We start from the raw sequence: 21,584 nt of genomic DNA on the forward strand, positions 1-21,584 counted from the left end.
ATAATCAAAAATTAGCGATATGTTATTAACTTCCATCTACATCATGCTTGGGCTGGCTTTAGTGCTCGGCATTTTGTTAGGCATTGCAGCCTTACTTTTTAAAGTAGAAGGCGATCCATTAGTCGCGCGTATTGATGCGATCCTACCTCAAACGCAATGTGGCCAATGTGGCTATCCTGGTTGCAAACCTTACGCAACCGCCATTGCTAACGGCGAGGCAGACATTAACCAATGTCCACCTGGTGGCGATGCTGGCGTTCATGCACTGGCTGACTTACTTGGCGTAGAGTACAAGCCGCTCAATGCTGAGCATGGTCTACCCAAACCAAAGTCTGTCGCCTTTATTGATGAAGCCACTTGTATTGGTTGCACTTTGTGCATACAAGCATGCCCTGTCGATGCCATTTTAGGCGCGGCTAAACATATGCATACGATTATTGCTTCAGAGTGTACTGGCTGCGAACTATGCTTAGCGCCCTGCCCTGTTGACTGCATCACGATGGAGCCTGTGGCGGAAACACCCGACAACTGGAAATGGAAATATCCTGTATTTCCAATCAAGGCATTGCCTGCGACTCAAGGCAAGGCATCATCATGAACAACATCATTCAATTCGCTAGCAAGCTCATTAAAGACCTCACCTCAGACAATGCAAATGAAGTGTATAAATTTCATGGTGGTGTGCATCCAGACGGGCACAAGCATGAGTCAACAACGCACCCAATTGCACAACTTGCGATTCCAGAAACGCTGACCTTACCACTGCGTCAACACGTAGGCTACATCCCAAAAGTAAAAGTAAAAGTAGGTGATTATGTTTTAAAGGGCGAGATGATTGCAGAGGCAGAGGGCAATGTGTCTGCGGCTATCCATGCACCGACCTCTGGCACGATTACTGCCATTGAGGAAGCTGTCATTCCGCATCCCTCTGGCCTGCCAGATATGTGCGTGACATTAGCACCAGATGGCAAAGATCAATGGACACCACTCAACCCGATTGATTGGAAAAACACACCTATCAACGAGTTGATTACTAGCTTACGCTCATCTGGTATCGTAGGTCTAGGTGGGGCTACATTCCCCACGCACATTAAACTACGCAAAGATGGCGCTTCAGACATCCATACATTAGTCATTAATGCAGCAGAATGCGAACCTTACATCACTTGTGATGACATGCTAATGCGAGAGCGTGCTGATGAAATCATCAAAGGTATCGAGATTGTCCAGCACTTACTTGGTGCCGCTAAAGTGATGATTGGCATTGAAGACAACAAACCTGAAGCAACTAGCGCGATGCACTCAGCTAGCCAGACATTAGCCAATGTATCAGTAAAAACAGTGCCGACACTATATCCAAGTGGCGATGCACGTAGGCTTATTCATCTATTATTAGGCGTAGAAGTACCGCACCACAAGCGCTCAACTGAGGTGGGAATCCAAGTATTTAACGTGGCAACAGTGTTGGCCATTTATCGTTATTTCACATTTGGTGAACCTAGCGTCAGTCGCGTTGTAACAGTGACAGGTAATGTTGACACCCCTCAAAACTTTGAAGTTTTGCTTGGTACTCCCGTACCACTACTTATTGCTGCCGCTGGCGGCGCCAAAACAGACACCACCCACTTTGTGATGGGCGGCCCTATGATGGGTTTTGACTTACCAGGTATTAATGTACCAATCACAAAAGCTGCCAATTGCATCATCGCAGCAAGCCCAAGCTTATTTGCCCCACCACCCCCTGCGATGCCATGCATACGTTGCACACGTTGTGCAGATGTTTGCCCAGTGAATCTGCAACCACAAGAGCTTTACTGGTTTGCTAAGTCAGAAAATTTAGAAAAAGCGCGTGATTACCATTTATTTGATTGTATTGAATGCGGTTGCTGCACTTATGTGTGTCCAAGCAATATCCCACTAGTGCAATATTATCGCTACGCAAAAAGTGAGATTATCGCAGCGGATAAAGCACAAGAGGCCGCCGACTTAGCGCGTGAGCGCAATGAGTTTAGATTAGCTCGCATCGAACGCGAAAAACTAGAGCGTGCGCAAAAACATGCAGAGCGTGCGGCTAGTGCAAAAAATGACGAATCTAAACCTGAACCAGTTAAAGCAGATAAAGAAAGACCTGCAAGTAGCGCTGAGGCAGATGATGCAAAAAAAGCAGCGATTGCGGCTGCCGTAGCGCGTGCAAAAGCACTTAAACTAGCCGCTGCGCAGTCTGACGCAACAAAGACGGGCAGTGAAGAGGCGCCCGCACCAGCAATTGTCGAAAATAAATCTGAGCCTACGGCTACAGACAATGATGAGCAAGCTAAAAAAGACAAGCAAGCATTGATTGCAGCAGCCATTGAGCGCGCTAAAGCTCAAAAACTAGCAGCGGCTCAAGCAGGGGTTGCGCCAAAAAACACTGACGACCTCAGCCCTAAAGTCAAAGCTGAAATCACTGAAATTGAAACCATACGTGCAAGAGCAAAGCAGATGGTTGAAAATAAAGACGCCGACTAATGGCTATACTTACTTAATTGTTATTAGCTAAATTGTCATTAGCTCAATTGTTACTAGGATAAAACGCTTGAACCGCTCACCTTACATTACCGACGCACCTACCGTTAGCGTCATTATGCTAAAAGTACTACTCGCGCTCGTGCCTGGCATCATGGCTTACGTGTGGGTTTATGGCGCAGGTATTTTAGTGACTCTTTCACTAGCCACTGTTACGGCTCTAGTGACTGAAGCCGCAATTCTGAAAATCAGGCAGCGCCCTATCTCACCCAGCCTTGCAGATCTGAGCGCTGTTGTCACCGCATGGTTGTTAGCACTAGCATTGCCACCTCTCGCACCATGGTGGTTAGTGGTGGTGGGGTCGTTTTTTGCAATCGCCATTGCCAAGCAACTTTATGGTGGGCTAGGCTACAACCCATTTAACCCTGCGATGGTGGGTTATGCCGTGCTGCTGATTTCTTTTCCAGTCATCATGACTAAATGGCCTGCGCCGTTAATGCTTGCTGATGCGCCTTTAAGTGCGTTCGACCAATTAAAATTCATCTTTAACCATGCATTACCTGTAGGCGTTCAGTTAGATGCGGTGACCTCAGCAACGCCCTTAGATTATCTAAAAACACAATTGATGCTTAAACACGAAGTTGCTGACATTACACAAGCGCCTATTTTTGGTCAATTCGGTGCCAAAGGCGGGGAAATGGTGACAGCTGGCTATCTACTAGGTGGCCTGTATTTAGTCCAGCAACGTATTATTTCTTGGCATTTGCCCACTGCATTTATTGCTACGCTGGCTTTGATTTCCTTAATATTTAATATTATGGACCCTACGCACTTCACTAACCCAGCTTTTCATCTAATGACTGGTGCATCTATGCTTTGTGCGTTTTTTATTATTACAGATCCAATCAGTGGCCCAACCACACCCAAAGGCAAGCTGTACTTTGCGGCTGGCGTTGCTGTACTCACTTATTTAATTCGCGTATATGGTGGCTACCCTGATGGCGTGGCATTTGCGGTATTAATCATGAACATGTGCGTACCCTTGATAGATGCTTACACGCAACCACGTGTATTTGGACATAAGCATTAGGAATACAAATGTCAGACACTCTATTTAAACACACCTTTAAAACAGCGAGCACGCTCACTGCATTTTCACTGGTTGGCACTGCAATACTTGCTTATATTTTCATGATTACACGCGCACCAATTGAAGCGAGTGAGGCGGAAGCACGTTTGGCGCTTTTTTCACAAATACTACCGCATGGCCTGTACGATAATGATTTATTGAAAACCGAGTTGCTGATTCCACCTAACCCACTTCTTGGTAATCGAGTGACTAGCAAAGCTAACATTGCTAAATTAGACAATGAGCCTGTAGGTGTTATTTTAGAAGCGATTGCGCACGATGGCTACGCAGGCGATATTAAATTGCTCATTGCCATTCGTACTGATGGCTCCATCAGCGGCGTGCGCGTCCTTACCCATAAAGAAACGCCTGGCCTTGGGGATTATATTGAAATCGAGCGTAACGATTGGATCACTCAATTCAATGATGAATCTTTAGTTAAAACAGCTGCCAAAGATTGGGTGGTGGTAAAAGATGGTGGAAAGTTTGAATACATGGCGGGTGCGACCATTACACCTCGCGCAGTGGTAAAAGCCGTTGCAAAAGCACTACAATTTTTTAATGAGAACAAATCAAGATTATTAGAAAATAATACTGTAGATAAAGCACTACCAGGTAAGGACAACTCATGAGCATTTATAAAGAAATCACCCTTAATGGGATTTGGAAACAAAATCCTGGTGTTGTCCAACTATTAGGCCTTTGCCCAACGCTGGCTGTCACAACCACTGTTGTGAATGGTGTAAGTCTTGGCTTGGCAACTGTATTGGTGATGGCGGCGGCAAATGGTGCAATCTCACCTGTGCGTAAATATGTACCGAATGAGATTCGAGTACCCGTCTTTATTTTGGTGATTGCTGCGCTCGTTACCATCATCGACTTATCCATCAATGCATTTGCACACCCATTGCATAAAGTGTTAGGAATTTTCATCCCTTTAATCGTGGTCAATTGTATCGTGCTAGCACGTGTTGAGTCATTTGCGGCTAAAAATGCGCCGATACCCTCTATTCTTGATGGCTTTATGATGGGGATGGGGCTAACTTTAGTCCTAGCGCTACTCAGTGGAATGCGTGAAATTGTAGGGAAAGGCACTTTATTCTCTGGTTTAGATTTAGTATTTGGGCCATCAGCCAAGCAGTTTATGCTCACGGTTATTCCTGATTACCATGGCTTTTTATTAGCGGTCTTACCACCTGGCGCATTTTTAGGTTTAGGCATACTCATCGCTGCACGTAACTGGATAGAGTTAAGAAACAAAGCTAAAGACAGTACTCACGACAATCATGCAATAACACCTGAAATTCAACCTGCGCTTAACGCTTAGTCTGTCAGGCGCATCATATGAATGCAGAAAAACGCTTAGAGATATTCAAACGTCTAAAGCTAGCGATTCCAAACCCAGCAACAGAGCTGAACTACAGCAGCCACTTTGAGTTACTGATTGCAGTGATGCTCTCTGCACAAGCAACTGATAAAAGCGTTAATCTAGCAACAGACAAACTTTTTGCAGTCGCTAATACACCAGAAAGCATGTTGGCACTAGGGTTAATCAACCTAGAGAGTTACATTAAAACCATCGGCCTGTATCACGCTAAAGCCAAAAATGTTTTAGCCACCTGTCAAATACTCATCCATCAACATCAATCCCAAGTACCACACTCACGCGTTGCTTTAGAGGCATTGCCAGGAGTTGGCCGCAAAACAGCTAATGTTGTTTTAAATACGGCATTTGGTGAACCCACCATTGCCGTGGACACGCATTTATTCAGACTAGGCAACCGCATTAAGCTGGCTGTGGGCAAAACCGTTCTGGAAGTAGAAAAGAAATATATTAAAACGATTCCAGCGGAATTTATGCAGGATGCGCATCACCTGCTCATACTGCATGGCCGTTACGTATGCACTGCGCGTAAACCAAAATGCGCAGAATGTTGCATAGAAGACTTATGTGAATATCAGGCAAAAGAATATCAGTTGCCACAGATGACTCTATCAGCACAAAGATGAAAGTCGCTACCAGCATTGTACTAGGCCGCCAAGCTCTACCCACTTTGGCTAGTCAAGCCGTTAACAATGCAATGAGCAAAGCAGGCATCACGACAGCCAATGGTGTTTTATTGCTGCTGACTTCAGAATTTGCAAGCAACCCACAAGCCGCCATTATGGCTGCGGCGAAAGCTGCTGGTTGTACGCAAGTGGCTGGTTGTTCAGCAACAGGTATTTTTACTGAAGAAGACTGGGTACTCGACACACCTGCTGCTGCCGCGATGGTATTTGGCGGTGACATCAAGTTAGCACTAGCGCAACATAACGATGCTGGACAACCCCTGCTTACAATGGCCGCCCCCAGCGCGATTAACAGCACATGGCTTAATCATCATATTCGTTATGGTGGAATATCTGGCGACGCAACAGGGCATGGGCCATTTTCAGTATGGCAAAATGCAAAAGGTGATGTAAAAGGTCATATCGAGATGTTTTTATCTGGTGTAAAAATGGCAACAAAAGCCTCTCACGGCTTAATGTTACTCAGTACACCAAAGCAAGTGAATGCAAGCAAGCAGTTTGATCTGGAAATATTAGGTAAACAAAAAGCACTAAGAGCATTACAAAAAGCTTGGAAGAATCATCATCAAACCGAAGAAGCATTTCCCCTACATTTAATGATGGCTGTTTATGCTGAGAGTGCAGATGCAATTACTCAGGGGAACTATCATCAAACCTCTATCATTAGCTATGATGAGGAAAATGGCAGCATTACACTCGCACATGCACTGCCTGTTGGTCACTATGTAAGCTGGGCTCTACGCGATGCAACCACAGCTGAAGCTGATATGGCGCTAACAGCAGACACACTGGCAAATGAGCTGGCTAGCCACCCAGACTTTGGATTGTTATTCTCCTGTTTAGGCCGAGGCCCATATCTGTATAACGGAGAAGATCTCGATTTAAAAGTCATTACGCAGAAGTTCCCAAATATGCCATTATTAGGGTTTTACGGTAACGGTGAAATTACCTGTATTGATGGGCAGAATCAGCTACTGCCTTACTCTACCGTTCTTTCATTATTTACAGCATTATAGGTACCTTATGAGTTTATATAACCCCAGCCGCGACCAAGCCAGACAATTTTTGTTTGACGCATGGGCTAAATTTAAACAACACTCACCACTCACTGATTTAGAAAAAATTGCAGTTGAAGTGATGCAAATGCATCCTGAATATCACACGATACTAGATGCACCTGAGCGCTACATGCAGCAGCAATATTTTCCAGAACAGGGTGAAACAAACCCTTTTTTGCATTTAAGCTTACACTTATCAGTCATTGAGCAAATATCGATTAACCAACCAATCGGCATTGCCCCGATTTATGAAAAGCTCAAACTGAAACACAGCGACCAGCATATGGCACAACACGATATATTAGAGTGTCTTGCTGAAACGATTTGGCAATCTCAACGCAACAATACACCATTAGACTCGGCGCATTATCTTAGCCTTTTAGAACAAAGGGCAGCCGTTTAATATGAGCAACAATGTCAACGATTGGCTCAACGACCACGGCGACTACTTGTATCGTTTTGCCTTAGCACGTTTAAAAGACACCCACCAAGCGGAAGATGCAGTGCAAGAAACCATGCTCGCAGCCATCAAAAACAATAGCTTTGAGGGTGATTCATCAATACGCACATGGCTCACTGGCATACTCAAACATAAAATCATTGATATGCAGCGTAAACTCATCCGTGAACAGCCTGTATCTGACATTATCGATCTAGATGCTTCAGATGAAAGTATGGATGATTTCTTCGATAAAACTGGCCATTGGTTAGACAAACCACAATCCTTTGACATGCCAGACCATGCTTTAGAACAAAGCCAATTTCTAAGTGTGTTGGATGCCTGTATGCAAAAACTACCAAAAAAGCTAAAAGTGATTTTCATGTTACGAGACGTACATGAAATGGAGAATGAAAACATTTGTAAGGAACTGGATATTACTCCGACCAATGCTTGGGTAATGTTATATAGAGCTAGGATGGGATTAAGAAAATGTTTAGAGATGAATTGGGTTAAAGGTTAGGTTTATCATATGCTTACCTGTAAACAAGCAAGCCAATTAATCTCTCAATCTTTAGACCATCCTTTATCTTGGTATGAACTTATGCAACTCAGACTGCATCTTATGATGTGCGGTGCATGCAATCGATTCAGGAAACAATTAAATGTATTGCGTGTTGGGTTGCGTAAGATTAGAGCCAATGTAGAAAACGATAGCGCTATTCAGCTCCCATTAGATGCAAAAGCGAGAATTGTTGAAAAGGTAAGGTCTGATCAACACGCTAAGTAACTTTCGTTAGTTGAAACACAGTAAGTATTAACTATTTAATCTAAAGGAAACGACAATGAACAAAACACAAAAAACACTTTCTCTTGCTATTGGTGGTGCTTTAGCACTTTCTGTTGCAACAACCACTATTAATGCGGCAGAAAATCCATTTGCATTGAAATCACTCTCAAGTGGCTACCAAGTTGCAGATGCACATGATGCAAAAGCAACCGATGGCAAATGCGGCACTGGTAAATGTGGTACCGCTGAAAAAGCTAAAGAAATGAAAATGAAAGATGGTAAATGTGGTACTGGCAAATGCGGCAGTGCAGAAAAAATGAAAGAAGGTTCTTGCGGCGGGGAGAAAGCTAAAGAAGGTTCATGTGGTGGTGAAAAGAAATAAGCACGACTCAATTTAATATTACGGATGGTGAGTCGTAATCAAATTCATGGTGCAGGTCTGGGGTTGAAGCGAGCGCTAATACCCCAGATTCAGTCACTCTATCACCAACCATCAATATCAAACATTCAGTTTGTTGAAATTGCACCAGAAAACTGGATTGAAGCTGGCAGCAAAGCAACAAAACAGCTAGATTGGTTTGCAGCACACTACCCTATTGTATGTCATGGCCTTTGCTTATCGCTAGGTGGCATCAGCCCGCTAAATGTTGATTTCTTACATCAGGTTAAGCAACTCTTAGACCACTACGATATAGGCATTTATACTGAACACTTAAGCTACTGCACGGATGCCTACCAAGGTAAGCAAGGTTATTTATATGACCTGCTACCTATTCCCTTTACTGAAGAAGCGGTGCACTACGTGGCTAAGCGCATACGTCAAACACAAGATACTCTTGGTCGTCGCATAGGCATCGAAAATGCCTCATTTTATGCGGCTGCGCCTATCTCAGAAATGAGCGAACTTACCTTTCTTAACGCAGTACTCAGCGAGGCGGATTGTCTTTTACACTTAGATATTAATAATATTTACGTTAATAGCGTGAATTTTAACTTTGATCCGCATGCATTTCTGCGTGGCATTCCACATGAACGGATTATTTACAGCCATATTGCAGGGCATTATCAACAAACACCCGAATTACTCATTGATACGCATGGTGAAAATGTCATCGACCCAGTTTGGGCACTACTTGAAGATGCCTATGATTTATTTGGTGCGTTCCCTACGCTACTTGAACGCGATAGCAACATTCCTACCCTAGATGTATTAATGAAAGAAGTGAACAAGATTGCCGACTTACAACATCAGGCGAATCAACGCACAGTCAAAACTAACCCTCAAACATTAGCCACGCTCACTTTGACGTAATTGAAACTTTGCGATGACAGACAATCTACCAAGCTTCCAACGCTACCAACTAGCATTTACATCACGGATACGCGACCCACGTAATCAGCCCATCCCTGCAGGCGTAGCACCTGAGCGCATGGCGGTGTATGACGAAATTGTATTTAACAACCTATTTGAGTCTGTCTCTGCATGCTTCCCTGTTGCGCGTAAAACGGTAGGCAAACGCATTTGGCTGAAACTAGTGCAAGCTTTCTTAAAAGATTACGCCACTGACACCCCACTTTTTCGTAAAATCCCACAAGAGTTTTTAACTTTTTTACAGCAAACTAACCTAGCCTCACCTCAACAACTACCTGTTTATTTAGTGGCACTATGTCATTACGAATGGATAGAACTCTATCTCAGCACTCTACCAAGCATGGCAGATAACGCCACTAACATAGCGCCAAATGGCGATCTAGCAAAACATAGCATTGTATTTACCAACACCATGCAACTGCTGGAATATGACTTTGCAGTGCATAAGATTTCCCCAAAACACAAGCCTAAGATTAAAGAACCTACTCAGCTGTTAGTGTATCGAAACCCCGAAGATGATATTAAGTTTATAGAACTCAACCAGATGTCCTTTAGATTACTGAAGCTATGTCAGCAAGAGAGCATGCTAGCAGAGCAAGCGCTGATAATGCTGGCGGATGAGTTAAAACATCCCCAGCCTGAGCTAATCATACAATTTGGATTGAATATTTTAGAAGATTTAAGAGGCCAAGGGGCTATTCTTGGCACCGCTCGTTCACATCTAACATAACCACTATTAAAGATAGGTTCTTGGCGGTTTTGGATAATAAGTAAAAGCGTAAATAGAGAAACCACATATTGCAATAAATTTACTAAAACCCTTACAAAGTCTAGGATACCCTATGGAACTTCGGTAAAACTCAAAAGTGTAATATTGCGCTTGTAGTAGCAGTCAAACTATCAGCTGAAAATCCTTTGTGTTGTTGAAAGATCTTATCTTTACTGTGAAACTTTCTTATCTCCGCCCTTATCGCTAAATTATTTGATACGCTATAATCAAGATTGACAGAGTAACTGAACGTCCTAAAACCGTTTGGCGTGTCGGTATTAATAATCACTTGGTCTTTGTCCTGATAATATTCAGCTCTAGCAGAAAAACTCAACTTGTCTGAGTATGAGTATCTGGTAATGATAATCGGGCTAAGCCAGACGTTATAGCTTTTACTATTTTTTTGGCTTTGCTCTGCGCCTACATCAAAGCCAGCCATCAAACTCCACTGATCATTTATTTTATATTGCCCATAAAAATTGTGGAAATAGCGCATTCTTCTATCAGCGTCTGATTTATCGTTGCCGATATAAGAGCTGCTGTTTAAAGTAATGTTTGAATTAGGTTTGTACGTGACTTGATGTCCAACAGACGGCGTTGTATTACCATCTGGTCTTTGAATTCGCTGCCAGCCGTTCAAAAGGAGGCCGCTGATATACAATTTCCCATCATCTGATGCATAGGAGAGCTTAATGCCAGTTTCGAAATAAGGCGAGTTATCAGCCAACATGCTTCTAGTCACCGTCCAATTGTCTAATCCTATCGCACTTTCAAACCCTATATGAGAGGGCATCACCCCTGCATCAAGCCATAAATTGTCGCTGAGCTTAAATCCAACATTGGCCTCCAATATCTTTTGCAAATCTCTAGGCTCCGATGCGTAATTAGCACGCATATAAGATCCAGAGCCGACAGAAAAGTTGGCCCGCATTCGTTCATCGATGAAATTAGCTTTGATAAGTGCTAGATTAATACTCGGTTTATTTGTGACATTATGGCTATATGTATAGCTAGGTCTGACACTATTTGATGGTTCGTTAAAGTCGTGCAAATAATAGGTTTCTAGATATCCAATAAAGCTAAGCTTTTCTTGATGTACCTCCGCTGCAAACACTTGATGCTCACAAAGCAATAACAACACACTTACACAAACTCTAATTTTCATAATACATCCTTGTCTGTAATTTAGAGTTAAATGCTTATAGGCCTTGTTACTTTAGTTATTATGGATAAACACGAGATTTCGAAGTTAATTCAATTTCTTAGAGCGCTTGCAAGACTCAAGGTACACAAGAACAAGACTGCTTTTGATTTTGGTTTAAACAAGCGGGTTGCCATCGACTTTCATCAAATAGTTTATAGAAAATTGCGGAAGGCATAAACTCAGCCTCCTGCCTAAACAAAATAATCGAATAAACTAAATGGACAGGCTCTATCCTATATTTTTGAGCTAAGCGGCTTTAATTTGCACTTTGAGCACCTGCTAATATACAGATAATTTAACCTAGGCAACAAACATTGGTCTACTTAGATATTGATCTATGTAACTTAGCCTATTTGATTGACTAAATTCACCTTAAAATGCAAATTAGGTAGAGTGCTACTGCATGCCCCTACTGATTTGAATTAGGAGCAAATCTTATTTAGTCATCAAAACTAACCGTCTCACTTAGACGCGCGTCCAACACTGACAGCAAACTCTTTTGTTCGGTTGGTGCCATGTTCCACCAACCTTTAATTTCTTCTATCGTGCGGTAACATCCATGGCAGAACCCTGTTGCTTCATCCATGCTACATACACCAATACAAGGGGATTGAATTTCTTCTGTATTTTCTGACATTTCTAACCCTACTATTAACTTAATATGCCGTGGCACTGTTTGTATTTCTTGCCAGATCCGCATGGGCATGGATCATTACGACCTACTTTAACGCCATCACGTACCATCGGTTGTTGTGGGTCTGCTGCAAACTCATCTGAAACAACTTCACTCGCTAGCGCTTCATCATAATCTGCATGCTGATACTGTACATTTTCAACTTCTACTGGTTTCTCAACGGCTTCAACATCAGCTTCAGTCTTAACCTGTACTAACATCGTCACTTTAGTAACTTCTGATTTAATGGTATTTAACAAGCCTTCAAACAGTTCAAATGCCTCACGTTTGTATTCTTGCTTAGGGTTCTTTTGCGCATAAGAGCGTAAATGAATGCCTTGGCGCAGATGATCTAACGCGGCTAAATGCTCACGCCAGTGGTTATCCAAGCTTTGCAACATCACTGAGCGTTCAAATTGACGCAATATATCTGGGCTAGCAAGGTCTTCTTTTGCTTGATAAGCTTCATTGGCTGCGGCAAAAATACGCTCACGCAATGTTTCTTCGTGTAAGTCTGGGTTTTCTTCCAGCATTTTTTGCAATGCAATCTCTAAACCAAGCTCAGATTTCAGCTCACGCTCCAACGCTGGCACATCCCATAACTCTTCAACGCTATCTGGTGGAATATGTGTTGCGATCATCACTGCAATCACGTCTTCACGCATTGCTTTGATCGTATCGCCTACATCAACGGCTTCAAGTAACTCATTACGTTGCTCATAAATCACTTTACGCTGGTCGTTAGATACATCATCAAACTCTAATAATTGTTTACGAATATCAAAGTTACGGCCTTCAACTTTACGCTGTGCATTCTCAATCGCGCGCGTTACCCATGGATGCTCAATCGCCTCACCGTCTGGCATATTGAGCTTACCCATAATCGCTGAAACACGGTCTGAGGCAAAAATTCTTAACAACTGATCTTCTAAAGATAAATAGAAACGGCTAGAGCCTGCATCACCTTGACGACCTGAACGACCACGTAGCTGATTATCTACACGGCGTGATTCATGACGCTCTGTACCCACAATGTGCAAACCACCAGCAGCCAACACCGCATCATGCACTACTTGCCAAGCGGCTTTAATTTCAGCCACTTTGCTCGTTTTTTGTGCGTCGGTTAATGTTTCATCTGCATGGATTGCTGAAATTTCAGGCTCAGGGTTACCACCCAATACAATGTCAGTACCACGGCCTGCCATGTTAGTTGCAATCGTAATCACACCAGGACGACCCGCTTGCACAATAATATGCGCTTCACGCTCATGCTGTTTCGCGTTCAATACCTGATGTTCCAGTTTTGCCTCAGTCAATAAGTTAGAAATCAACTCTGAGTTTTCAATCGAAGTCGTACCCACCAACACTGGCTGTCCACGACTTTGGCAATCTTTAATATCTAAAATAACTGCCTCGTATTTTTCACGAGATGTCCTATACACTTTATCCATTGCATCTTTACGTTGCATCGGACGATGTGTTGGAATCACAACAGTTTCTAGACCGTAAATTTGGTTAAACTCATAAGCTTCTGTATCGGCAGTACCTGTCATACCAGACAGTTTGTTGTACATACGGAAGTAATTTTGGAAAGTAATGGAAGCTAAGGTTTGATTTTCTTTTTGAATCTCAACGCCTTCTTTAGCTTCAACCGCTTGATGCAAACCATCAGACCAACGACGACCAGACATCATACGACCAGTGAACTCATCCACAATGATGATTTCACCATCACGCACCACATAGTGCTGGTCACGATGATAAAGGTTACGCGCACGTAGTGAAGCGTATAAATGATGCACTAATGTGATGTTAGAAGCTTCGTACAAACTTGAGCCTTCTGCCAATAAACCTGCTTCAGCCAATATCGCCTCAGCGTGCTCATGGCCTTGCTCCGACATCACCACATTCTGTGCTTTTTCATCTACCCAGAAGTCGCCTTCACCCTCTTCTTCTGTTTGTGGAATCAGTTTGGCAGCAACATCGTTGATTTGCTTATACAAGGCAACACTGTCATCCGCTTGGCCTGAAATAATCAACGGCGTACGCGCTTCATCGATCAAAATTGAATCGACCTCATCAATCAGTGCATAATTTAAGCCACGTTGTACGCGCTCTTCACGGCTATACACCATATTGTCGCGCAGGTAGTCAAAACCAAACTCATTATTAGTACCGTATGTAATGTCTGCCGCGTAAGCATCACGTTTTGCATCGTGTGGCATTTGCGATAAGTTAATACCAATTGATAAGCCTAAAAAGTTATATAGCTTACCCATCCACTCCGCATCGCGTTTTGCGAGGTAATCGTTCACGGTAATGACATGTACGCCTTTACCTGTGATGGCGTTTAGGTAAGTAGGTAATGTCGCTACCAAGGTTTTACCCTCACCAGTACGCATCTCGGAAATTTTGCCGGCATTCAGCACCATACCGCCGATGAGCTGCACATCAAAGTGGCGCATACCCAAAGCACGTTGCCCACCTTCGCGAACCACAGCAAACGCTTCAGGAAGCAGCTTTTCTAGAGACTCACCATTGGTATAACGTTGCTTAAACTCTTCTGTTTTCGCGCGTAGTTCATCATCACTTAGTGCCTGCATCGCCGGCTCTAATGCATTAATTTGCTCTACTTTCTGTGCATATTGCTTAACAAGCCTATCGTTACGGCTACCGAATAATTTTTTGAACAACGTAGATATCATGAAATGAAGGACTTTCCGCTAGAGGATAAACAACTTTAATTGAGTAAATAATTGAAATTAAGAGTGTGATTGTAAACTTGAAATGGCTGTGAGGTAATAAATCATAAAGAATTTAATGGAGTTTATTTTTATTATTTCAAGGACTAAATTACTTAAGGTTAATCATTAACGTGACGCACTCAGATATTTTCTTGGGTCCAAAGGGTTACCATTTAATCTAATTTCATAATGCAAATGTGGCCCTGTCGACCGCCCCGTACTACCAACTTCTGCAATCTTTTGCCCTTTTGCCACGCGCTGACCTGCGCTAACAAGCAGTTTAGAAGCATGTGCATAACGTGTTTCTAAACCAGATCCGTGATCAATCTTAACGATTTTACCATAATCAGGGGTCTGACCTGCCACTGAAACAATACCACTGGCCGCCGCATAAATCGCTGCCCCTGTGGACGCAGTGAAGTCTAATCCTTCATGAAATGCTCTATAGCCATTAAACGGGTCTAAACGCCAACCAAAGCTTGATGAGTTAAACGCGGCATCAACAGGGCTGCTATTTGGTAGCGTGTTTTTTAATACGCTTTGGTGTAGCAATTTTGCTTCAATATCATTTAAGTATTCTGTATTGAACTCAACCTTTGCCATTAACTCGGCAATCTTATTTTGCAGCTCAGTTTCAGACAGCGGGGCACTATGCACTAGTGGCCCTCCTTGATTTGCACCGACCCCTACATTAATGATAGGCTCAGCGAGTGCTGGCACTGAACTTGATGTTGACGTGTAATTTGGCTTAGGCAACGTAGGTGAATCTGGCCTGTTATTGCTAATGTTCTTTTTATCGCCAGCAAGCTTAGCTAAACGCTCACTTTGTGCATCTAGCCGCATCATACGTGCTTGCATTTCACCTAATTGCACAGCGTAGGCATCAAGATGTTTTTGTGGGTTATTAAAAGAAAAACGCAAATGATGTGGGATCAATGACTTAACACCCTGTTGTGCAGTTGGCTCCTGTGGCACAATGAACATAAGCACAGTGAGTACTGGCAACATCACCAGTGCAAACACAATCATACCGACTTGCAGTAATGAGAGCGTTCTGGCTTTTGCCATATTATTTGAGACCAAGATGATATTCATGCTACCCCTAACCCCTGCCAGCACCTTACAATGGCACTATAGAAAAATATAGTACGCAAAGATTTACTATGCAAAGATTTAATACATTACTTAAGCAACCCGAGTTAAATGAGCTCAATAAACGAACGCTGGAAACTCAGGCTGCACAAAAACTTTGGGCGGAAATCGCACCTGACAACATGGCGCAATATAGCCATATCAGCAGCATCAAGAACAATCAATTCACCGTATATGCAAACAACAACGCGGTTGCTGCAAAAATTAAACTTTTAATCCCTAGCTTATTGATTAGGCTAGAAAAGCAAGGCTACGAAGTTACTGCAATTCGAGTAAAAGTGCAAGCAAAATCTAGCCCACTTCCTGTACCTAAATCCACAAAATCACTCAGCCCAGAGGCTGTTAATCAGCTACAAAAACTAGAGGCAAAATTATCTGGTACAACGCTGGGCGACTCATTAGCAAAACTACTTAAAAACGCAAAGTGAGTGACTCACTCACCTTAAGAGTGAAGTTATAGGCTAGCGCTATTGTTCGCCTAACTTAATAATGCAATAATAAAGCTAGGTTACAATTTATTTACAAATTTCAAGGAGTATTAAACCTCAACTTAAGCTTTACCTGCAACAAACGTTTAGCACTTGGTTTCGTTTTCACACTAGTTTTATTTTGCAGTTTTAATAAAAATTTAGATAGGGAGAAGTCATGTCAGTCGAACTAATGATTGCCATAGGCGCCGCGATATTGGCGGTACTGTATGGTGCAGTAATGAGTAAGTGGATTTCAGGTTTACCCGCAGGCAATGCACGTATGCAAGAAATTGCGAGTGCAATTCAACAAGGCGCAGCAGCTTATCTCGCCCGTCAGTACAAAACCATCACTATCGTTGGCGTTATCCTAGCCATTTTAATTGGCATTTTCCTAAACATTCCTACGTCGATTGGCTTCGTTTTAGGTGCCGTGCTATCGGGCGCATGCGGCTTTATTGGCATGAACGTTTCTGTGAAGGCAAACGTACGCACTGCCCAAGCCGCAACAAAAGGCATTGCACCAGCACTTGATGTGGCATTTAAAGGCGGTGCGATTACAGGCATGCTAGTGGTAGGCTTAGGCTTGTTAGGTGTGACAGGCTTTTATGCCTATTTGGGTGGTGAAGCTGCAACAGACTTAGATCCGTTAATTGGCCTTGCATTTGGCTCATCTCTTATTTCTATATTTGCGCGTTTAGGTGGTGGTATTTTTACCAAGGGTGCAGATGTAGGCGCTGACCTAGTAGGTAAAGTTGAGGCAGGCATCCCAGAAGATGACCCACGCAACCCAGCCGTGATTGCGGACAATGTAGGCGATAACGTAGGTGACTGTGCTGGTATGGCAGCAGACTTATTTGAAACCTACGCAGTCACGATTATCGCGACGATGGTATTAGGTAGCTTATTGATTACAACCGATGGTGCAAACGGTGTGCTTTATCCACTCATGCTAGGCGCGGTTTCTATTGTTGCTTCTATCATTGGCTGTTTTTTTGTAAAAGCATCCCCTGGCATGAAAAACGTAATGCCCGCCTTATACAAAGGGCTTGCGGTGGCAGGTTTGTTATCTTTAGGCGCATTTTACTTTGTAACAACCACAATGTTCCCAAACGGGTTAACTGCTGGCGACTTGGTTATTTCTGCTAACCAGCTATTTGGCGCATGTGCAGTAGGTTTGGTATTAACTGCCGCTTTGGTTTGGATTACAGAATACTACACAGGCACAGATTACGCACCTGTAAGGCACGTGGCACAGGCTTCTACCACTGGACACGCAACCAACATCATTGCTGGTATTGGTATTTCAATGAAATCAACCGCTTGGCCAGTACTCTCAGTGTGCCTTGCTATTTGGTCCGCTTATTACTTGGGAGGCCTATACGGTATTGCAATCGCGGCAACCTCAATGTTAAGTATGGCAGGCATTGTGGTAGCTTTAGATGCTTATGGCCCAATTACTGACAACGCAGGTGGCATTGCTGAAATGGCAGAGCTACCTAGCAGTGTGCGGGATGTTACCGACCCACTTGATGCGGTTGGCAACACCACAAAAGCTGTCACTAAAGGCTATGCGATAGGTTCAGCTGGCTTAGCCGCACTAGTGTTGTTTGCTGACTACACACACAAACTTGAAGGCGCTGGTATTGATGTTAAGTTTGATTTAAGTGACCCAATGGTGATTATTGGTTTATTTATTGGCGGCTTAATTCCATTCCTATTTGCCGCGATGGCAATGGAGGCTGTTGGCCGTGCAGCTGGCGCTGTGGTTGAAGAAGTACGCCGTCAGTTCCGCGACATTAAAGGCATCATGGAAGGCACGGCCAAACCTGAGTATGGCAAAGCGGTTGATATGCTGACTACTGCAGCCATTAAAGAAATGATGATTCCATCACTATTACCAGTGGCTGTACCAGTTGCCGTTGGCCTCATATTAGGCCCAGTAGCACTTGGCGGCTTATTGATGGGGACGATTGTGACTGGCCTATTTGTTGCAATCTCCATGTGTACTGGTGGTGGCGCTTGGGACAATGCTAAAAAGTACATTGAAGATGGCAACCACGGTGGCAAGGGCTCTGATGCTCACAAGGCCGCAGTAACTGGCGATACAGTTGGCGACCCATACAAAGATACAGCTGGGCCAGCGGTTAATCCATTAATTAAGATTATCAATATCGTGGCTTTATTGATAGTGCCATTACTATAAGCACCTACTCACCCATATCAGGCGGCTTCGGTCGCCTTTTTTATCTATCGAATGGCCTCAAATGCGATATTTCAAAATTTGTATTTATGTAAAATGTTGAGTGAATACCCCTATCTCCCAGTTGTAAAACAGGGGTATCCTAATTTTCTATCAGCTATTTGATATGCTAATCTCGACTAATTTAATCACAGCTGGTCTGATCAACTGAATGAAGATAAACGCTGAAGGCATTGCCAACTCATATGCTTTTATAACACGGTACAAGTAATTTCCGTTAAAACCTGTATTTAGCCCAACAATAACTAAGCACATCAGAATTGCCATGATTGCAGACATGTAAAACGCAAATGTGATAGTCGCATATCTTTTTGGTAGTTTGAATTTCATAATTACTCCTTTTAATAAAATATTTTTGATATCGCTTTTTGCTTGCAAGTTAAAAATTTAGCTTAGCCAGTAACAACCCAGACAAGTAAAGACATCCGCCAAAAACCGTATGGTTTAATGCACTTTTTAAGCTGTTTTTAATAGGGTGTGCAGTATTAAGGAATGAAAATCCAGCACCCATTGCTGGTTGCATAATGAGTAATGGAAAAACCACAGTTGCAATCCCTATTAATATTGCTGAGATGACATCAGGACTCTTTAACCAAGACTCTCCATTAATCATTATTAAGAGAAATGCTATGAATATACCAATCAGATAGTGCGCAACAATGCCAACATAAAGCTCGAATTTCACTTTGGGAGCTTCTTTAATAGCCGTATGTGTAAATTTTAGACTCTTAAAGTTTGCAACCCATCTGCCAAGAAAATTGAAGTTTAATGCTGGTAACCCCAGACTCTTTTGCAGCAGAATCCACACATCGAAAATAACAGTCGCTGCAATACCTAATAGAACTCCACTTATCAAAACATCAATTGTTCCGCTCATTTACGCCTCCTTTTTATTGACTGAAACTACAATATGTAGCACTATACAAGTTCAAGTTAACTTGAGGTCAAGCGCTAAATGAACATTTCTGAAGTGGTTAAGAAAACGGGAATTCCAGCATCCACCTTAAGATACTATGAGGAAAAGGGATTAATTAAATCACTTGGAAGAAGCGGACTTCAAAGAAGATTCTCTGACACGATAATTGATCAACTAGCACTCATATCACTTGCACAAAGCGCGGACTTCTCGTTAGATGAAATATCTACTATGTTTAGCTTAGATGGGCAAAATCTAATTAATCGAGATATGCTGTTAGAAAAGGCAGACCAAATTGATGAGGCTATCAAAAGGTTAACTATTATGAGTAACAGCTTAAAACACGCTGCAGTATGCAAGGCACATAGCCATTTAGAGTGTGCGTCTTTTAAACGTTTAATGAAAGCTGCAATACAAGGAAAGCTTTATAAAAATACGTTAAGAAAACGGAAATAGCATAAGATTAAAGCATTCAACACATGTGCAGTAGTTGAAGGTCGGCGTCCGAAATTCATATACCAACGACCTCTTTGGGGATTTAACGGTCATATCCTCTAAATTGGCTCTCGAGAATAAATACCAATTTTTAATCACCAAAATCAAACTGCTCCGCTAAAATAACAAACTGATTCATCATTAATGGTTTTTATCCAACTCTACACAACCCAAGGCTCCAATTATGAGACATTCTGAATTTCACCGCTCTCACCGTATTGGCTGGCTACGCGCCGCAGTGTTAGGTGCCAATGATGGCATTATCTCTACCGCCAGCCTTATCATAGGCGTTGCCGCTGCTGGCGCCTCTAACGAGAGCATACTTATCACAGGCGTGGCTTGTTTAGTTTCAGGGTCTATGTCGATGGCCGCAGGTGAGTACGTCTCCGTCAGCTCGCAATCAGACACGGAAGCAGCAGACCTTGCACGCGAGCGCTTAGAGCTGGCAAATGATCATGAAAGCGAGCTAAAAGAGTTGACGGGGATTTATATGCAGCGTGGTTTAACGGCAGATTTAGCACACGAGGTTGCTGTTCAGCTCACAGCGCATGATGCACTTGGTGCCCATGCCAGAGATGAGCTTGGCATTACTGACACAATGAATGCTAAACCAATGCAGGCTGCGGTTGCTTCTGCGGCCACCTTTGCGCTCGGTGCTGCATTGCCGCTATTAGTCACATACTTTGCACCAGCCTCTAATACGGCTACTTATGTGAGCACCACATCACTCGTCTTTTTAGCCGCTCTTGGTGGGCTTGCGGCAAAGGCTGGCGGAGCAAATATAACGGTTGGCATTGCGCGTGTAGCATTTTGGGGCGTAATCGCCATGGCTGCGACTGCAGGGGTTGGCAAACTTTTTGGTGTTGTCACCGCTTAATCTATTTTAGACGCAAAAAAAGGCAGCCTAAGCTGCCTTTTTATTTGTCCGACCAGTATGCTATCTGTAATTTACTTAGAACGCTGGTTTAACTTGTGCGTTATTGTAATTCTCTACACTTTGTAAGATTTCTTTTTTAGCTGCTTCGATATCGCCCCAGCCATTAATCTTAACCCATTTGCCTTTATCTAAATCTTTGTAGTGTTCAAAGAAGTGAGCAATCATATTCAAACGCCATTCTGATACATCAGTATGTGCTTTCAAATGACCATATAAACCACACACTTTATCAACAGGTACGGCTAGTACTTTTGCATCTAAGCCAGCTTCATCTTCCATCAGCAACACGCCTAAAGGACGGCAACGCACAACCACACCAGGAATTAATGGGACTGGTGTCATCACCAACACATCAACAGGGTCGCCATCATCAGAGAGTGTATGTGGCACATAGCCGTAGTTGGTTGGGTATTGCATTGCAGTACCCATGAAGCGATCAACAAAAATTGCGCCGCTTTCTTTATCTACTTCATATTTTACTGGGTCACCCTGCATCGGAATCTCAATAATCACATTGAAATCGTTCGGGACATCTTTACCGGTTGGCACTTGGTTTAATGACATGGTCTATTCCTAAATATAAATACTACTAATGAATTTT

Annotated in this window: 24 protein-coding genes; 17 read left to right on the top strand and 7 right to left on the bottom strand. The window is 43.0% G+C overall.

The window, feature by feature from the left end; genetic code table 11:
- Positions 1-19 precede the first annotated feature (19 nt).
- The 13 genes from rsxB to Q7U33_RS09175 all read left to right on the top strand — a co-directional run bounded on the left by rsxB (position 20) and on the right by Q7U33_RS09175 (position 10,093).
- Positions 20-598: an electron transport complex subunit RsxB gene (gene rsxB / locus Q7U33_RS09115; protein WP_304859975.1), complete on the top strand. Its 579-nt coding sequence runs from the start codon at positions 20-22 to the stop codon at positions 596-598.
- A complete protein-coding gene (gene rsxC, locus Q7U33_RS09120; RefSeq protein WP_304859977.1) occupies positions 595-2,508 on the top strand; it encodes an electron transport complex subunit RsxC in 1,914 nt (637 codons plus the stop codon). Before rsxB ends, rsxC begins: the two co-directional genes overlap by 4 nt.
- 67 nt (positions 2,509-2,575) lie before the next feature.
- The gene (rsxD, locus tag Q7U33_RS09125) at positions 2,576-3,595 is read left to right on the top strand and encodes an electron transport complex subunit RsxD (protein ID WP_304859978.1); all 1,020 of its coding nucleotides are present in this window, start codon (positions 2,576-2,578) and stop codon (positions 3,593-3,595) included.
- 8 nt (positions 3,596-3,603) lie between these two features.
- Positions 3,604-4,266, top strand: a complete 663-nt coding sequence (gene rsxG, locus Q7U33_RS09130) for an electron transport complex subunit RsxG (protein ID WP_304859980.1) — start codon at positions 3,604-3,606, stop codon at positions 4,264-4,266.
- The gene (locus Q7U33_RS09135) at positions 4,263-4,961 is read left to right on the top strand and encodes an electron transport complex subunit E (protein ID WP_304859982.1); all 699 of its coding nucleotides are present in this window, start codon (positions 4,263-4,265) and stop codon (positions 4,959-4,961) included. Before rsxG ends, Q7U33_RS09135 begins: the two co-directional genes overlap by 4 nt.
- 17 nt (positions 4,962-4,978) lie before the next feature.
- The gene (nth, locus tag Q7U33_RS09140) at positions 4,979-5,644 is read left to right on the top strand and encodes an endonuclease III (protein ID WP_304859985.1); all 666 of its coding nucleotides are present in this window, start codon (positions 4,979-4,981) and stop codon (positions 5,642-5,644) included.
- Entirely contained in the window at positions 5,641-6,720 is a 1,080-nt protein-coding gene (locus Q7U33_RS09145; RefSeq protein WP_304859987.1) for an FIST C-terminal domain-containing protein, read from the top strand. Before nth ends, Q7U33_RS09145 begins: the two co-directional genes overlap by 4 nt.
- Positions 6,721-6,727: 7 nt before the next feature.
- Positions 6,728-7,165 carry a DUF1841 family protein gene (locus Q7U33_RS09150; RefSeq protein WP_304859989.1) on the top strand — a complete coding sequence of 146 codons (438 nt, stop codon included), beginning with the start codon at positions 6,728-6,730 and terminating at the stop codon, positions 7,163-7,165.
- Position 7,166: 1 nt separating this feature from the next.
- Positions 7,167-7,724, top strand: coding sequence for a sigma-70 family RNA polymerase sigma factor (locus tag Q7U33_RS09155; protein WP_304859991.1), 558 nt, complete (start codon positions 7,167-7,169; stop codon positions 7,722-7,724).
- Positions 7,725-7,733: 9 nt separating this feature from the next.
- A complete protein-coding gene (locus Q7U33_RS09160; RefSeq protein ID WP_304859993.1) occupies positions 7,734-7,991 on the top strand; it encodes a zf-HC2 domain-containing protein in 258 nt (85 codons plus the stop codon).
- Positions 7,992-8,046: 55 nt separating this feature from the next.
- A complete protein-coding gene (locus tag Q7U33_RS09165; RefSeq protein WP_304859996.1) occupies positions 8,047-8,373 on the top strand; it encodes a hypothetical protein in 327 nt (108 codons plus the stop codon).
- Positions 8,374-8,397: 24 nt separating this feature from the next.
- Complete coding sequence (locus Q7U33_RS09170; protein ID WP_304859998.1) at positions 8,398-9,303, top strand: DUF692 domain-containing protein; 906 nt, start codon at positions 8,398-8,400, stop codon at positions 9,301-9,303.
- A gap of 13 nt (positions 9,304-9,316) precedes the next feature.
- Positions 9,317-10,093 carry a DUF2063 domain-containing protein gene (locus tag Q7U33_RS09175; RefSeq protein ID WP_304859999.1) on the top strand — a complete coding sequence of 259 codons (777 nt, stop codon included), beginning with the start codon at positions 9,317-9,319 and terminating at the stop codon, positions 10,091-10,093.
- 130 nt (positions 10,094-10,223) lie between these two features.
- Here Q7U33_RS09175 and Q7U33_RS09180 read toward each other — a convergent pair whose 3' ends face one another.
- The 4 genes from Q7U33_RS09180 to Q7U33_RS09195 form a co-directional block, all read right to left on the bottom strand.
- Entirely contained in the window at positions 10,224-11,297 is a 1,074-nt protein-coding gene (locus Q7U33_RS09180; RefSeq protein WP_304860002.1) for a porin, read from the bottom strand.
- Positions 11,298-11,775: 478 nt separating this feature from the next.
- Positions 11,776-11,973 (bottom strand): DUF1289 domain-containing protein, encoded by a 198-nt coding sequence (locus Q7U33_RS09185; protein WP_304860005.1) that lies wholly within the window; start codon positions 11,971-11,973, stop codon positions 11,776-11,778.
- Positions 11,974-11,987: 14 nt separating this feature from the next.
- Positions 11,988-14,714: a preprotein translocase subunit SecA gene (secA, locus tag Q7U33_RS09190; protein ID WP_304860007.1), complete on the bottom strand. Its 2,727-nt coding sequence runs from the start codon at positions 14,712-14,714 to the stop codon at positions 11,988-11,990.
- A 165-nt stretch (positions 14,715-14,879) separates the two neighbouring features.
- Positions 14,880-15,848 carry a M23 family metallopeptidase gene (locus Q7U33_RS09195; RefSeq protein WP_304860010.1) on the bottom strand — a complete coding sequence of 323 codons (969 nt, stop codon included), beginning with the start codon at positions 15,846-15,848 and terminating at the stop codon, positions 14,880-14,882.
- Between the two features lie 68 nt (positions 15,849-15,916).
- Here Q7U33_RS09195 and Q7U33_RS09200 point away from each other — a divergent pair, with 68 nt between their 5' ends.
- Together Q7U33_RS09200 and Q7U33_RS09205 are read left to right on the top strand one after the other, a co-directional pair.
- Positions 15,917-16,333: a DciA family protein gene (locus Q7U33_RS09200; RefSeq protein WP_304860013.1), complete on the top strand. Its 417-nt coding sequence runs from the start codon at positions 15,917-15,919 to the stop codon at positions 16,331-16,333.
- 217 nt (positions 16,334-16,550) lie between these two features.
- The gene (locus Q7U33_RS09205) at positions 16,551-18,578 is read left to right on the top strand and encodes a sodium-translocating pyrophosphatase (protein WP_304860016.1); all 2,028 of its coding nucleotides are present in this window, start codon (positions 16,551-16,553) and stop codon (positions 18,576-18,578) included.
- Positions 18,579-18,728: 150 nt separating this feature from the next.
- On the opposite strand, the gene Q7U33_RS09210 is transcribed toward Q7U33_RS09205, so the two are convergent.
- Both Q7U33_RS09210 and Q7U33_RS09215 read right to left on the bottom strand, forming a co-directional pair.
- Positions 18,729-18,965 (bottom strand): DUF2798 domain-containing protein, encoded by a 237-nt coding sequence (locus Q7U33_RS09210; RefSeq protein ID WP_304860019.1) that lies wholly within the window; start codon positions 18,963-18,965, stop codon positions 18,729-18,731.
- 49 nt (positions 18,966-19,014) lie between these two features.
- Positions 19,015-19,512 (bottom strand): DUF2938 family protein, encoded by a 498-nt coding sequence (locus Q7U33_RS09215; protein WP_304860022.1) that lies wholly within the window; start codon positions 19,510-19,512, stop codon positions 19,015-19,017.
- A 78-nt stretch (positions 19,513-19,590) separates the two neighbouring features.
- Here Q7U33_RS09215 and Q7U33_RS09220 point away from each other — a divergent pair, with 78 nt between their 5' ends.
- A complete protein-coding gene (locus Q7U33_RS09220; RefSeq protein ID WP_304860024.1) occupies positions 19,591-20,007 on the top strand; it encodes a helix-turn-helix domain-containing protein in 417 nt (138 codons plus the stop codon).
- Between the two features lie 223 nt (positions 20,008-20,230).
- Positions 20,231-20,923, top strand: a complete 693-nt coding sequence (locus Q7U33_RS09225) for a VIT family protein (protein ID WP_304860026.1) — start codon at positions 20,231-20,233, stop codon at positions 20,921-20,923.
- Positions 20,924-20,998: 75 nt separating this feature from the next.
- On the opposite strand, the gene ppa is transcribed toward Q7U33_RS09225, so the two are convergent.
- Positions 20,999-21,547 (bottom strand): inorganic diphosphatase, encoded by a 549-nt coding sequence (ppa, locus tag Q7U33_RS09230; protein WP_019897322.1) that lies wholly within the window; start codon positions 21,545-21,547, stop codon positions 20,999-21,001.
- Between the last annotated feature and the right edge of the window lie 37 nt (positions 21,548-21,584).

This window comes from Methylotenera sp., assembly GCF_030653755.1.
Taxonomy (GTDB): Bacteria; Pseudomonadota; Gammaproteobacteria; order Burkholderiales; family Methylophilaceae; genus Methylotenera.